Raw genomic sequence first — 13,537 nt, forward strand, 5'->3', positions numbered from 1 at the left:
TTCGAATTGCGTTGCCCTGCAAGTATTCCGCTCACGACAATACGGCCTAGCTTCTACTAGAATACTTGGCGCAAAAAGACGTTTTGCCGCATATAGTCCTATTTGTGATGCAGGCGCTTGACGTTGGCGCGCACCTTTCGCCGGTATCCTTTCACCACTTTATGAGGAGACCCACCTGTCGCGATGGTGGCCGCCGCCTCTGCGAAGGCAGACATCTTTTCGGTGACCATCAGAAGGTTTTCGGCATGCGAGCCCTGACCTATGGCGGCGCGGGAGAGGCGGGTCCAGATCACCGATTGAGCTTCGAAGGCAAGCATCGTGGTGTCGGTCGCCAGTTTCATCCATGGCAAGAGCATCGAAACTCCGGGTGCGGTTGGGTATTGGTGTTAATTTCTATCACATGATCTCTCGAAGGCGGAGAGACGAATGCTGAATTGCATCGATCGGGTCCGCGTCATGAAGCCTCTCCTTCTTATGGCGCATCGTTCGCCGCGGCCCTTTGGGTCCGCACGATGCGCAAGAGCCCTCCTTTCGAATAGGGCAGAGGGGATTCAGAGTGAATGTTCCCGATTTCCGATGTGGGCTACCATGAATGGATAAGGATGGCGGAAAGTTCCGCCGTCGGATCCAGAGTTCCCGAGGCGAACGATCGTGCCGCGCTACTACATCGATGTCAGAAGCCATTTCGGCATCAACGAGGATCCAAGCGGCATCGAGCTGCCCGATATCGCCGCCGCGCGGATCGAAGCCTTGAAGGTGGCGGAGAAGCTCCTGAAAGGCTGGGCCGCGATGCCGCCGGATTATAGCAGCGACATCATGATCGAGATCGTCGGCGAGGATCTCCGCCCAGTCCTGGTCATTCCCTGCTCCGATATCAGGACGACCGTCCGCGATTGACGGCCGTCATTCAGGGAAGCTGCCTGCACAGGAGAACGGCCGCCAAAGCTGCCGTCATCGCGGTGGCGATGAGGCCTCTGTCGACGATGCTGTCGGTCCAGACGACGCGATCGAAAAGCCGCTTGATCAAAACATGACCCGCTCGAAGGGGTTGGCGTAGGCTCCTCTACCTGTGGCGGTTCCGGCCGGAATCAATGTCTCCATGGCTTGAGGCGGGCTTGAGCTCATCGAACTTTCGGCGGATGATTTCATAACATTCGCAGGCCGTGGCCGGCTTCGTGCATCCGGTTGGGTTCGATCCGGGATGCATTGCCCGAAATCTGCACGATATAGCGTCCGATGGATTTGGAGGACACGAGAGCGCTGACGAGGCCGAAAGTGTGTCGCATCCGAAGGCGACCATCTCGGCGGATCTTCCGTCGCTTACGACCGTCGTGAGGAAAATAAGGGTATCGGAGCGTCTCGCCGGCTTCGTGAATGACTTGGCCCGGCGGAAGCTTGAGGAGGGCCGGATGTCGGGCGAGCTGCGCGAAGTTGCCATCCATCGTCGCAACGACCCCGGCGCGGATTTCCCCGAGGACATTTCAGGGTTTTCCCCAAGTGCTGCAGTCGAGCTTTCACGGTATAGAGAAAGTTCGCGGAGGCATGCGGGCCCATGACGCGTATCCTGATTGCCGACGACCATGACGTGGTGCGCTCTGGGTTGAGCACGATCCTGGGCGGCCAGCCGGGCTGGGAGGTGGTGGCGGAGGCCGAGGACGGCCGTCAGGCGGTGCAGCTGGCGGCCGAGACCAAGCCGGATGTGGCGATCCTCGACTACCAGCTGCCGTCGATGAACGGGGTCGACGCGACGCGCGAGATCCGGGCCTTCCAGCCGCAGACCGAGGTGCTGATCTTCACCATGCACGAGAGCGAGCCTTTGGTGCGCGAGCTGCTCGAGGCGGGGGCGCGCGGCTACCTGCTCAAGTCGGATGCGCGCCGGTTCCTGATCGCGGCGGTGGAGTCGTTGGCGCGCCACAAGCCGTTTTTCACCGGCCGTGTGTCGGAGACGCTGCTGGCCGCCTATCTGGCGCAGGGCCATGCCGGCAACGGGGTGCTGACCGCACGCGAGCGGCGGGTGGTGCAGCTGATTGCGGAGGGGCATTCGAACAAGGAGACGGCGCAGATTCTGGAGCTGAACCTGAAGACGGTGGAGAGCCACCGCTCCTCGGCGATGCGCAAGGTCAATGCCAACTCCACCGCCACGCTGGTCCGCTACGCCATCCGCAACAAGCTCGTCGAACCGTGACGCGAAGCGTCGGTTCTGGGTTTTGCGGGAGGCGGTGTCGGGGTTTTTTCAGCGAAGGCGAGGGTTTTTCCGGCCGGGGCGGGATTGCTTCTCATCCCTCGGAGGAAAGATGCTTTCGAGCGAATGAGCCGACCCGCCCCGCCCGCAGCAGGACGGAAAACGCCGCTCAAGTCCGGGAGACATGCGCATGACGATGCCGACCGCCTACATGCGACCCGCGCAGCCCGCGAATCTCCCGCGGTGGCGTTGGAGCGTCTCAGGGCGGGATTGTTGAGAGATTCCGCGATGGTTGTCCGGAACGCTCTCGCGGTCGGTCTTATCGCCCTTGCCCTGCCTGCTCGCGCCCAGACGGTCGATGTCGTCGTGAAGACTGCGCTCGACCCGGCGCAGGGAGCCGTCGTCGGACAGGCGGTCGAACTCTATGTCGACGTGCTCTTCCCCGGCACGATGCCGAGACCGCCGCGGGTTCGTATCCCGGATGTGCAGGGCGCACAGGTGATGCGGTTCGAAAGCCAGGGCGTGACGATCGGCGAGAATTCGGGCGGACGGAATTATGTCGGCCAGCGCTTCACCTTCGACATCTTTCCCCGCCGTGGCGGCGCGCTGACGCTCCCTGCCGCGGAAGTCACCCTGCTCGACGTGGCCGGGGACGTTTCCGGATCGACCAGGGGCAATCCGATGAGGTTGGATGTGGCAGTGCCGCAAGGCGTCGACGCGTCCGAACCCGTGATCGCCTCGACCCGCGTCACTGCGGTGCAAACCTGGGCGCCCGATCCCGCGACGGGACTTGCTCCGGGGGGCGCCATCGTCCGGACGATCACGCGCGAAGCGGCGGATGTGCCGGCGCTCGGCATGCCCGAACTCACCTTTGCGACGCCCGACGGCGTGCGCGCCTATGTCGACCCGCCCGTGAGCGCGGATCGGATCGATCGGGGCGCCGTCGCGGGCCATCGCACCGACAAGGTCACCTATGTGTTCGAACGCTCCGGCGCATTCGACCTTCCCGCGCTGTCGCAGCCCTGGTGGGACCTCGGCGCGAAATCGGTGCGATCCGTGGCGCTTAACGGAGCGACGGTGACGGTTTCTGCCGCGCCGGCCTCGACCGGGTCTCGGGTCCAGAGCCGACGGAGCGCCCGCGCCTGGCTGGTGGCCGCCGCGATCCTGGCAACCTTCCTCGTGTGTCTCGCCGTGATCGTTCGATATGGCTGGCCGTGGGCGCACGAAACATGGCTCGCATGGCAGCGCCGGCGGGCCGCCTCCGAGCAAGCGGCACGGCGCGATTTGTGCCGCATCGCACGAACCGGGGATGCCGCAGCGACCTATCACGCCCTGGGCGTGTGGCGGTCGAGGACGTCGCCATCCGAGGCTGAGCAGATCACGCGTCACGAGCCGCTGCGCGTCCTGACGGTGCAATTGGAGCGCTCGCTCTTCGGCCATAGCGGAGAACCATGGACGTCGCAGCTCGGTCGAGCGCTCGCTCAGGCGGTGTCGTCCGTTCCGACGCGCACGCCGCGCAATCCGCATGGATCGGCACTGCCCCCGCTCAATCCGGTTGCGAGGTCGTGAGATGCGCCATCGAACCGTTCCTCTGAAGGATCACGCCATGCACGCCATCGCCCATCGAACCCGGCGCTCCTTCATCGCTGCCGCAGCCTTCCTTGCCTTGGCGTTCACGGCAAGCGTGCCGCAGGCGCAGACCGATCCTCTCCCGTCCTGGAACGACGGCAGCGCCAAATCGTCTATCACCGCTTTCGTCGAACGGGTGACGCGCCAGGGCGGTCCGGATTTTGTGCCTGTCGAGCAGCGCATCGCCACCTTCGACAACGATGGCACGCTCTGGACCGAGCAGCCGATATATGTGCAGGCGGCTTTCGTGCTCGACCGCACCAAGGTACTCGCCCAGTCCAACCCTGAATTGGCGAACAGGCAGCCGTTCAAGGCGATCCTGAATGGGGGGACCGTGCTGCGCTCGCCGCTCTGGGCGAGCAGGGCCTCGTCGATCTCATGATTGCCACCCATAGCGGCATGACCACGGCGGCGTTCGAGAAGCTCGTGAGCGACTGGCTCGAAACCGCACGGCATCCGCGCTTCAACCGGCCCTATACGGATCTCGTCTACCAGCCGATGGTCGAGCTGCTGGCCTATCTGCGGGCCAACGGGTTCAAGACCTTCATCGTCTCCGGCGGCGGCGTCGAATTCATGCGGCCGTGGACGGAGAAGGCCTATGGCATCCCGCCCGAGCAGGTCGTCGGCTCGAGCGGCAGGACCGCTTACCGCCTCGAAGGCGACACCCCGGTGATCGACAAGCTTCCGAGTGTCGAGTTCGTCGACGACGGTCCGGGCAAGCCGGTCGGCATCAACCGCTTCATCGGGCGCCGGCCGGTCTTCGCGGCCGGCAATTCGGACGGCGACCTGCAGATGCTGCAATGGGCGACGTTGAACACAGGCCCGCGCTTCGCCCTCATCGTGCATCACACCGATGCGGAGCGCGAATATGCCTACGATCGCCAGTCGCATATCGGAAAACTCGACAAGGCCCTCGACGAGGCGCCCAAACGCGGATGGCTCGTCGTCGACATGAAGAACGACTGGAAGACGATCTACAAACCGTAACCCTGACCAAGGCCCGCAACGGCCGCACCGCAACGACTTTCGGACTGCTTTGCCTTTCATTCAGAGGAGTTGGAGATGAGCGACAAGGATCCACGAGACGAGCGCCGGAACCCGGGCGAAAATCCGAGCATCAACCGGCGCGACATCCTGCTGTCGGGAACTGCCGCGCTGGCGTCGATTGCAAGCGGAGGCGCGACGGCCCAAGCCCAGCAGGCTCAGCCGACTCCGGCTCCATCGCCCGCTTCCGGCCAGAAGCCCAACATCCTGATGATCATGGGCGACGACATCGGCTGGTTCAATCCGAGCATCTACCATCGCGGCATCATGGGATACCGCACACCGAACATCGACCGCGTCGGCAACGAGGGCGCTCTGTTCACCGATTGGTACGGTGAGCAGAGCTGCACGGCGGGCCGCGCCGCCTTTATCACGGGGCAATCGCCGATCCGCACCGGATTGACGAAGGTCGGACTGCCCGGCGCCGATCTCGGCCTCCAGCCTCAGGATCCGACAGTCGCCGAATTGCTCAAGCCGCTCGGCTATGTCAGCGGTCAGTTCGGCAAGAACCATCTCGGCGACAAGGACGAATTCCTGCCGACGAACCACGGCTTCGACGAGTTCTTCGGCAATCTCTATCACCTCAATGCCGAAGAGGAGCCGGAAAACCCGGACTATCCGAAGGATCCGAATTTCCGCCGGCGCTTCGGGCCGCGCGGCGTGATCCGTTCGAGCGCGGATGGGAGAATCGAGGATACCGGGCCGCTCACCAAGAAGCGGATGGAGACCATCGACGATGAGACATGCGCCGCAGCACTCGATTTCATCGATCGCCAGCACCGGGCCAGCAAGCCCTGGTTCTGCTACTTCAACTCGACCCGCATGCATGTCAACACGCATCTGAAGCCGGAAGTCGACGGCAAGACCGGCAAGGGCATCTATCCCGATGGCATGGTCGAGCATGACGGCCATGTGGGACAGCTTCTGAAGAAGCTCGACGATCTCGGCGTCACGCAGAACACCATCGTCGTCTACACCACCGACAACGGCGCCGAGGTGATGACCTGGCCCGACGGCGGCAACACGCCTTTCCGCGGCGAGAAGGCAACGAACTGGGAAGGCGGCTTCCGCGTCCCCATGCTCATCCGCTGGCCGGGCGTGATCCGGCCCGGCACGATCCACAACGAGGTCTTCTCCCACTATGACCTGATCCCGACCTTCTGCGCCGCGGGTGGCGATCCGGACGTGGTGGCCAAGTGCCTCAGAGGCCACCAGGCCAACGGCAAGACCTTCAAGGTCCATCTCGACGGCTATAACCTGATGCCGTTCCTCAGCGGGAGCGCGAAGGAGGGGCCACGCCGGGACTTCCTGTACTGGAACGACGACGGCGAACTCGTCGCGATCCGTGTGATGGACTGGAAGGTGGTCTTCAAGGCGCAGGAGCATACCGGCATCGGCGTGTGGAGGCGCGAGTTCACCAATCTACGCGCACCATTGCTCTTCAATCTTCGGGCGGATCCGTTCGAGCGCGGCGACGAATCGATCGAGTACGAGAGGTGGTTCTTCGACCGCTCCTTTGTGGTCGTTCCGTCACAGGCCGTGGTGGCGCAGTGGCTCGAGAGCTTCAAGGAGTTCCCGATCCGGCAGAAGCCGGCCAGCTTCAACCTCGACGACGTGATGGTGAAGTTGGCGCCGAAGAACTGAAGCCGCGCGTTATAGGATCCGGCGGCGTTCGCAGCCGCCGGATCCTGCCGTTCCAGACCTAGAAAAGCGTTGCCATGTGCGACATGGCACAGATGCCATCCGCTCCCTGCTGCATGCTCGATCATCAAGGGGCAGGTGCGGTTCCTGATTCGGAAGGTTCGCGCCTGCTGAAAACTGCAGCTGCCAGCACATGGGCAGGTGGCCGGGTCACACCAGGCCAAGAGGACGTGATGGATCAAGGTTATGAGACAGGATACGGACCGTTCCGAAAACCGGAGCTCATTTTGGGCAAACGCCACGGCGGTATTCGCGATCGCCGTTGCGCTCGGCGCGCTCTATCTGCCGCTCGTGCTCTGATCTCGCATCAGTCTCCGCTCTCGCCTCGATCCCGCCGCACGCAGCGAAAGCCGATATGGCTCGTCGACGTGTCGACGGGATGCGGGTGGCGGGCGGCGGGGCGATAGCGGCGGCAGTAATTCGGCGCGCAGAGATGCGAGCCTCCCTTCACGACCTTCCGTGGAATCCTGACCTCCGGCTGGCGCGGATCGTAGCTGTTGTCCTCACGTCCCCCGCGCGGGTTCTCGGGGATGCAGCAGGCCTTCGGCGCATCCTCGGGATGCTTCGGGGCATACCAGTCGTTCGTCCATTCCCAGACATTGCCGATCATGTCCGACAGGCCATAGCCGTTCGGCGGGAACGTGCCGACGGGCGAGGTGCGCTCGTAGCCATCGATCATGGTGTTCTGGAACGGAAATTCCCCCTGCCAGGTGTTGGCCATCTGCCGTCCGCCGGGCGCCAGTTCGTCGCCCCAGGCATATTCGGTTCCCTCGAGGCCGCCGCGGGCGGCGAATTCCCATTCGGCCTCGGTGGCTAAGTCCTTGCCGGCCCAGCGTGCATAGGCGAGGGCGTCCGTGTAGCTGACATGGACGACCGGATGGTCCTCCAGCCCTTTAAGATTGCTGTTCGGCCCGAGGGGCCGCTTCCAGGTGACGCCGAAGGCGAAGATCCACCATTGGCTCCAGTCGCGCAGATCGACGGGATGCTGCGGCGGCGTGAACAGCAGGGAGCCGGCGCGCAGCATCTCGCGCTTGGCGCCGGGATAATCCTTCGCATCGGGGATCGTCTCGGCGGTGGTGACGTGGCCCGTCGCCAGAACGAAAGCCTTGAACTGGCGGTTCGTGACCGGGGCGGCGTCCATCCAGAACCCGTCGACGGTGACGCGATGGACGGGAGCCTCCTCGGGATAATGGTCGTTCGATCCCATGGGGAAGGTGCCGCCAGGGATCCAGATCATGCCGCTGCCGGCAGTCGAAGGTTTTTGGGGAACGACGGAGTGCTTCATGGATGCGGCACCGGATTGGGAAATGATTGAGACAAGTCAGTGCAAATGCGCATCATGGCTTGGCTCCGTCAGGCGGGGTGGATTGGTTCTGAAGCTGGTAGGCGAATTTCGAGCGCAGGAAGTCGGCAGGTTTCGTCTGGACCCCGCGCAGCCACAGCGCCCGGACCGCCTCGTCGGACATGGGCTCGCCGCCTGCCGTCTGATCGTCCTTGCCTTCGCCCTTCGGCTTGTTCGGATCGAAGACGACCTCGTCCGGTTTCGAGTCCGTGTTGCCCGTGTCGCCGCCGGTCGTTTTCATGCGCTCGGCGCGCAGCTTCGCCAGAACACGGTTGGATTCGGCCTCCGCCCATCCCGGACGGAGTTCGAGCGCCCGGTCGTAGCGGCCGACTGCGTTGTCGTACTGGCCGAGCATCACGAGGGCGTTGCCCTGATCGTAGGCGGCCTCAGCCGTGTCGAGGGCTGCGAGCACCTGCGCCGCATCCTTGAATTCCCCTGCGCGGAACAGGGCGACGCCGCGCCACAAGGGATCCGCGAAGGAATCCGCGGCCTCCTTGTAGCGCTCGTGGCGCATGGCCCAGGCGCCGCGCTGGTCGGGTGTCAGCAGCATGTTACGCCAGCCGGTCATAAAGCCGAGCACGATGAACGCCACCGCCACGGCGCAAGCGATCGCCGCATAGGCGTGGCGCGTCAGAAGCGAGATCGATCGGTTGATCGCGTGCATCCGCCTCAACTCCCCAAGACCCAGCCGCGCCGGAACCAGGCAAGGGCGAAGAGGGCGATCAGCGGCGTCAGCCAATAGCCTGCCTCCTGCCAGCGCTCGCCTTCGCCGGCGACGTCGCTCACAACCGTGGCCCGGTCGAGCCGTGCGGCGACATTGTCCACATCGGAGCGGTCGGGTGCTATAGCCTCCAGCGTGGCGTCCATCGCGGAGGCCGCGGATTGCAGGCTCTCCTCCGTGTCAAGACGGGAGGGTGGAACGGCGGCCCAGAGGGTGGTATCGAACCGCACGGCGTCGTTCGCTGCGTTCCGCAAAAGCGCCACCTGTTCCGGTGCGACGCCATCCGCCATCACCAGGATCGACCCGCCCTTGCCGGCATCGCGCAGCACGCCCGCGGCGAGGCTGGCGGCCTGCGCGAGGCTGTCGCCCGGCATGGGCATGATCTCGGGTGACAGGGCTTGGGCCATGGCAACCACCACATCCTTGTCCGGTGTCGGCGGCAGGACAAGGTGAACCGATCCGGCATAGGCGACAAGCCCCGTCGAAGCACCTTCCCGTATTGCCAAGAGATCCGAGAGCTTCTGCACGGAGCGCACGAGGCGGCTCGGTGCCAGATCCTCCGCCTTCATGGACGGTGCCACCTTGACGACCACCATCACCGGCGGGCGGGCATCGGCGAAGGGCGAGGGTTCCCGCTTCCAGGTCGGCCCGGCGAGCGCGACAATGCCGAGACACCAGGCCAGCAGAAGCACGTCATGCGGCATGAGGCGGGATTGGCTGTCGCCGCCGATGGTCAGCGCGCGCAGAATCGCGGGATCGATCACGCTCGCCCATCGGGCGCTCGTATCGGACCGGCGCCGAAGATGCCACCACAGGAGCGCTGCGGGCAGGAGCAGCAGCAGCCACCAGGGCCGCAGACAATGGAAGGAGACCAGGGCCGCGCTCATGAGAGCGCCTCCTGCCGCCTGGACGCCGCCGCCGAGCTGCGGCCTCGGAGCAGGATGACGCAGGCCGCTCCCATGCCGAGGAGAATTCCCGCCGCGAGCGGCACCCAGTAGAGGTCTCTTTTCGGGCGATAGGAGATTGTCTCGATGCGCCGCGTCTCGATCTCGTCGAGGCGCCGGTAGATGCCTTCGAGCTGCTCCCGGTCGAGCGCGCGGTAGAAGCCGCCGCCGGTTCGCTCCGCCACGTCCTTGAGGGCAGCCTCGTCGAGCTTCTCCTCGCCGGCGGCGGTCGGGTCGCCGATGGCGATGGTGTGGATGACGATGCCGCGATCCTTGGCAATGCCCGCGGCCTCGCCCGGCGGCACCTTGCTCGCCGTATCGTTGCCGTCGGTGAGCGCAATCATCGTCTTCGTTTTCACGGTCGATGCGTCGAACAGAGAGATGCCGAGCCCGATGGCGTCGCCGAAGGCGGTGCGCGGACCCGCCATGCCGACCGCCGTATCCTGCACAAGCCGGCGCGCCAGCGTCAGGTCGGTCGTGAACGGCACCAGCGTGAAAGGTGAATCGCCGAAGACCACCACACCGATCCGGTCTCCCTGGCGGCGCGCAACGAAAGCGTCGAGCACCGCTTTCAGCGCCGCAAGCCGGTCGACCGTCTGGCCCTGCGCGTTCACGAAATCCTTGGTGTCCATGGAGGCGGAGAGATCCACCAGGAGCAGCATGTCACGGGTCGGCAGGTCACGGTGGAGCGGGGGCTCGATCCATTGCGGACGCATCAGCGCCGCGAGCGACAGCACCCAGCAGGCGATGAGAACCGCCATGCGGCCCGCACCCCTGCGGGCCGTGATCGTGCCGCTTCCCGGCACCTGTCCGGTGAGGGACACGAGCGTCTTGAAGAAGGGCACGCGCAATCCGGCGCGCGCTTGCACATGGGGAGGCACGAACCGGTACACGAACCAGGGCAGGGGCAGCAGCAGCGCGAGCCAGGGATAGGCGAAGGTGAGCATGCTATCCGTCCCGCGCGCGATGCTTGCGGAGCCATCGCCTGGCATCGGCGACGGCCCTGTCCAAATCCCCGGATGTCGGGCCCGCGCCTGTCGAATATGCAAGGCCCGGAAGAAGCCGGGCGGGGCCGGAGGTGAAGACGCTCGTGCGGCCCGTTCGGTCAAGAAAGCCCAGGAATGCATCGCCGCTCAGGGAAGCGACATTCTCGCGCCCATAGGCGGCCATCGCCGCTCGTTTGAGCAGCGGCATGACGCCCGTCATGTCTGTCAGTCCGTCGAGTTCCCGGATGGCCTCTCGCCGATAGGCATTGGCCTGGTAGTGCCGGAAGGCGCGGAGGGATGCCACGATGGCGGCGGCAAGCAGGCCGGCTAAAAGGATCCAGATGCCGGGCGCCAGCGGCCACCACGGGATCGTGACGGGCATGACGATGTCACGCAGATTGGCGAGGTCGGCAGGATCGCCGGTCATGGTGAAGCCCCTCCACGAACGGAATGCGCGACCTTGCGTCCGAGCAACTCGCGCAGCTGTTCGATTGGGTCGAGATCCGCCCTGATCGGCAGCACCGGAATCGAGCGCTTGCGTGAAAACCCTTCGATCCGGCTGCGCCGCTCCTGGAAGGCTTGCGCGAACCCGCGCCTGAGTCCCGAGGCACCCGTGTCGATCTCGATCTGCCCTTCTGCCTCGGCCACGACCGCCGGGCCGATCTGCGGAAGGCCTGCCTCGAGCGGATCGTAGACGAAGATGCTCAGCACGTCGTTATGGGCAGTGAGTGCGGTCACGCGCTCCACGGTCGCCTCGTCCGCCCCGGCAGCATCGGTGATCAGGCAAAGAAGCCCATCGTGCTTCAGGAAAGTGGCGGCATGCTGAAGAGCCGTGTTGAAAGCCTCGGGCCGCGACGCTGCGAGGATACTGCCCGGCAGCTTCCGGTTTGCGCGCACGACCGCGTCGATGACGGCGAGCGCCCCGGCATCCCGGGCCTGCGGCTTGATCGTTTCCACTTCGTCGTCCGAGAACACGACGGCGCCGATCCGGTCTCCGAGCGATGTCACCCGCCAGGCGGAGGCTGCCGCGATCTCGGCGGCCACGACCGATTTCGTGGCACGGCGGCTGCCGAAGAACATCGACAGGCGCTGGTCCACGAGCAGCATCACGGCCCGGTCGCGCTCCTCCGTATAGACGCGGACGAATGGGTCGCGCAGGCGCGCCGTCGCATTCCAGTCGATGGTGCGGGTATCGTCGCCGGGATAGTAGGGGCGCAGCTCCTCGAAATTCAGGCCGCGGCCGCGAAGGCGCGACGCGTGACGCCCGGTGAGGATGCTGTGCACGGGCTGGCGCGGCAGGAAGCTGAAGCCCCTTGCTTTGTGGCGCATGCGGGCGAGCTCATCCGTCGTCACCATGATCCGGCCCTGACCGCCGGTGGGGGAGCGCGAGGTTTCGACTGAAGCCAACCGTCACCTCCCTGTCTCGTCAGGCCGCGACGGCGACCTGACGGATGATCTCGTCGATCACGTCGTCGACCCTGATGCCGTCGGCGGTCGCCTCGTAGCTCAACGAAATGCGATGGCGCAGGCAGTCATGGGCGATGGCCTGCACATCCTCCGGCACGACATAGTCGCGTCCCTGAAGCCAGGCCTGAACCCGTGACGTCCGGTCGAGGGCGAGCGAACCGCGCGGGCTGGCGCCGATGGCGATCCACTGCTTGAGCTTGTCGCCGTATTCCGATGGACGACGCGTCGCCGCGATCAGGCCGACCATGTAGGTCTCGATGGCCTCGGCGGAGGTAATGCGGTCGATCTCCTTGCGCGCATCGAAGATGGCCTGCTGCGGGATCTTCGGCGGGGGAGCGGAGGCGCTCCCGCCTGCATTCTCCTCGCGCACGAGGCGCAGCACCTTCACCTCGTCCACATCGCTCGGATAATCGATGTGCACATGCATCAGGAAGCGGTCCATCTGCGCTTCCGGCAGGGGATAGGTGCCCTCCTGCTCGATGGGATTTTCGGTGGCCAGCACCATGAACAGGTCCGGCAGCTTGTAGCGCTTGCCGGCCACCGTCACCTGCCGCTCCTCCATGGCCTCGAGCAGGGCGGACTGGACTTTCGCCGGCGCGCGGTTGATCTCGTCGGCGAGCACGAGATTGCCGAAGACAGGACCCTGCCGGAACTCGAACGTGCCGCCGCCCTGTCCGTCGCTGCGATAGATCTCGCCGCCGGTCACGTCCGAAGGCAGGAGATCGGGCGTGAACTGGATGCGGCTGAAATCGGCTTCGAGATTCTGCGCGAGGCTCTTGATTGCCCGGGTCTTGGCGAGGCCGGGGAGGCCCTCGATCAGCACGTTGCCGTTGGCGAGGAGGGCGGCGATCAAGCGTGCCACCACCCGTTCCTGCCCGATGATCGCCTGGTTCACCCGCGACTGAAGGTCGAGAATCGCCTCGCGCGCGGGCCGGCCGGGCCGGTCGCCGCCTTCAGGCTCGGCGCGATCGGCGCTCATCAGGGGCACGCGTCCCAGAAGCCCTGCGTCCGCTGCGTGTTCGTATAATACCAGCAATAGCCGGGCGCGGGGGCGGGCGTGGTGACGTAGGCGGTGGCCGCTGCCGCAGTCACGAAGCCGACGGCCGCTCCTGCGGCGACCGCCGCGCCGGGACGCCACCAATAGCCCGGCGGGCGAACCCATGAGCGGGCGACCGGGCGGGCGACGGGCACAGGACGATAGCCCGGCCGAGCGACGGCGGCGCCGCGTCCTGCAACGACCCCGCCGCGCGGCCCGTGGGCGACGAAGCCCCCGCGCGCGGCGCCGCCCCGGCGATGCTGGACCATCTCGATGGGGGCCAGGTTCGTGTCCGCAGGCGCGCCGATGCCAGGGAAGGGGGCCGCCTTCGCAGGAGGCGACTGCAGCGATAGAACGGCAAGAAGAACGGCCGCGCCCAAGGTGGCGATTTTCATGACAGAGCTCCCTCAGGTTCGAGCCGATAAGCCTTCGGAGAAGGCGTAAGAACCCGTTTTCCGAAACCGGGAGCTTAGACGGGCCGCGCG

General features: G+C 65.4%; 13 protein-coding genes and 1 pseudogene. 5 read left to right on the forward strand and 9 right to left on the reverse strand.

What is annotated here, in order from left to right; translation table 11 throughout:
• Positions 1–98: 98 nt before the first annotated feature.
• Entirely contained in the window at positions 99–356 is a 258-nt protein-coding gene (locus tag BB934_RS23320) for a hypothetical protein (protein ID WP_099511824.1), read from the reverse strand.
• A 295-nt stretch (positions 357–651) separates the two neighbouring features.
• Here BB934_RS23320 and BB934_RS23325 point away from each other — a divergent pair, with 295 nt between their 5' ends.
• The 5 genes and pseudogenes from BB934_RS23325 to BB934_RS23350 all read left to right on the forward strand — a co-directional run bounded on the left by BB934_RS23325 (position 652) and on the right by BB934_RS23350 (position 6,499).
• Positions 652–897, forward strand: a complete 246-nt coding sequence (locus BB934_RS23325; protein ID WP_099511825.1) for a DUF6894 family protein — start codon at positions 652–654, stop codon at positions 895–897.
• Positions 898–1,552: 655 nt separating this feature from the next.
• Positions 1,553–2,185 carry a response regulator gene (locus tag BB934_RS23335; RefSeq protein ID WP_099511827.1) on the forward strand — a complete coding sequence of 211 codons (633 nt, stop codon included), beginning with the start codon at positions 1,553–1,555 and terminating at the stop codon, positions 2,183–2,185.
• Positions 2,186–2,470: 285 nt separating this feature from the next.
• Positions 2,471–3,751 (forward strand): BatD family protein, encoded by a 1,281-nt coding sequence (locus tag BB934_RS23340; RefSeq protein ID WP_157934287.1) that lies wholly within the window; start codon positions 2,471–2,473, stop codon positions 3,749–3,751.
• Between the two features lie 37 nt (positions 3,752–3,788).
• Positions 3,789–4,798: pseudogene (locus tag BB934_RS23345) on the forward strand (HAD family hydrolase).
• A 75-nt stretch (positions 4,799–4,873) separates the two neighbouring features.
• Positions 4,874–6,499: an arylsulfatase gene (locus tag BB934_RS23350; RefSeq protein WP_099511829.1), complete on the forward strand. Its 1,626-nt coding sequence runs from the start codon at positions 4,874–4,876 to the stop codon at positions 6,497–6,499.
• Between the two features lie 364 nt (positions 6,500–6,863).
• Here BB934_RS23350 and BB934_RS23355 read toward each other — a convergent pair whose 3' ends face one another.
• From BB934_RS23355 to BB934_RS23390, 8 genes are read right to left on the reverse strand one after another with little or no spacing between them, the layout of a single operon-like run.
• Positions 6,864–7,841, reverse strand: coding sequence for a formylglycine-generating enzyme family protein (locus tag BB934_RS23355; RefSeq protein WP_099511830.1), 978 nt, complete (start codon positions 7,839–7,841; stop codon positions 6,864–6,866).
• A 52-nt stretch (positions 7,842–7,893) separates the two neighbouring features.
• The gene (locus BB934_RS23360) at positions 7,894–8,562 is read right to left on the reverse strand and encodes a tetratricopeptide repeat protein (protein ID WP_099511831.1); all 669 of its coding nucleotides are present in this window, start codon (positions 8,560–8,562) and stop codon (positions 7,894–7,896) included.
• Between the two features lie 5 nt (positions 8,563–8,567).
• The gene (locus BB934_RS23365) at positions 8,568–9,506 is read right to left on the reverse strand and encodes a VWA domain-containing protein (protein ID WP_099511832.1); all 939 of its coding nucleotides are present in this window, start codon (positions 9,504–9,506) and stop codon (positions 8,568–8,570) included.
• On the reverse strand, positions 9,503–10,510 hold the full coding sequence (locus BB934_RS23370) for a VWA domain-containing protein (RefSeq protein WP_099511833.1): 1,008 nt from the start codon (positions 10,508–10,510) through the stop codon (positions 9,503–9,505). The genes BB934_RS23365 and BB934_RS23370 overlap by 4 nt, the downstream gene beginning before the upstream one ends.
• A gap of 1 nt (position 10,511) precedes the next feature.
• Complete coding sequence (locus BB934_RS23375; protein WP_099511834.1) at positions 10,512–10,976, reverse strand: DUF4381 domain-containing protein; 465 nt, start codon at positions 10,974–10,976, stop codon at positions 10,512–10,514.
• Positions 10,973–11,956: a DUF58 domain-containing protein gene (locus tag BB934_RS23380; protein WP_237050065.1), complete on the reverse strand. Its 984-nt coding sequence runs from the start codon at positions 11,954–11,956 to the stop codon at positions 10,973–10,975. Before BB934_RS23380 ends, BB934_RS23375 begins: the two co-directional genes overlap by 4 nt.
• A 19-nt stretch (positions 11,957–11,975) precedes the next feature.
• Positions 11,976–12,995 (reverse strand): AAA family ATPase, encoded by a 1,020-nt coding sequence (locus BB934_RS23385; RefSeq protein WP_099511835.1) that lies wholly within the window; start codon positions 12,993–12,995, stop codon positions 11,976–11,978.
• On the reverse strand, positions 12,995–13,447 hold the full coding sequence (locus BB934_RS23390) for a hypothetical protein (RefSeq protein WP_099511836.1): 453 nt from the start codon (positions 13,445–13,447) through the stop codon (positions 12,995–12,997). The genes BB934_RS23385 and BB934_RS23390 overlap by 1 nt, the downstream gene beginning before the upstream one ends.
• Positions 13,448–13,537: the final 90 nt, after the last annotated feature.

The sequence above is a fragment of the Microvirga ossetica genome (assembly GCF_002741015.1).
GTDB lineage: Bacteria > Pseudomonadota > Alphaproteobacteria > Rhizobiales > Beijerinckiaceae > Microvirga > Microvirga ossetica.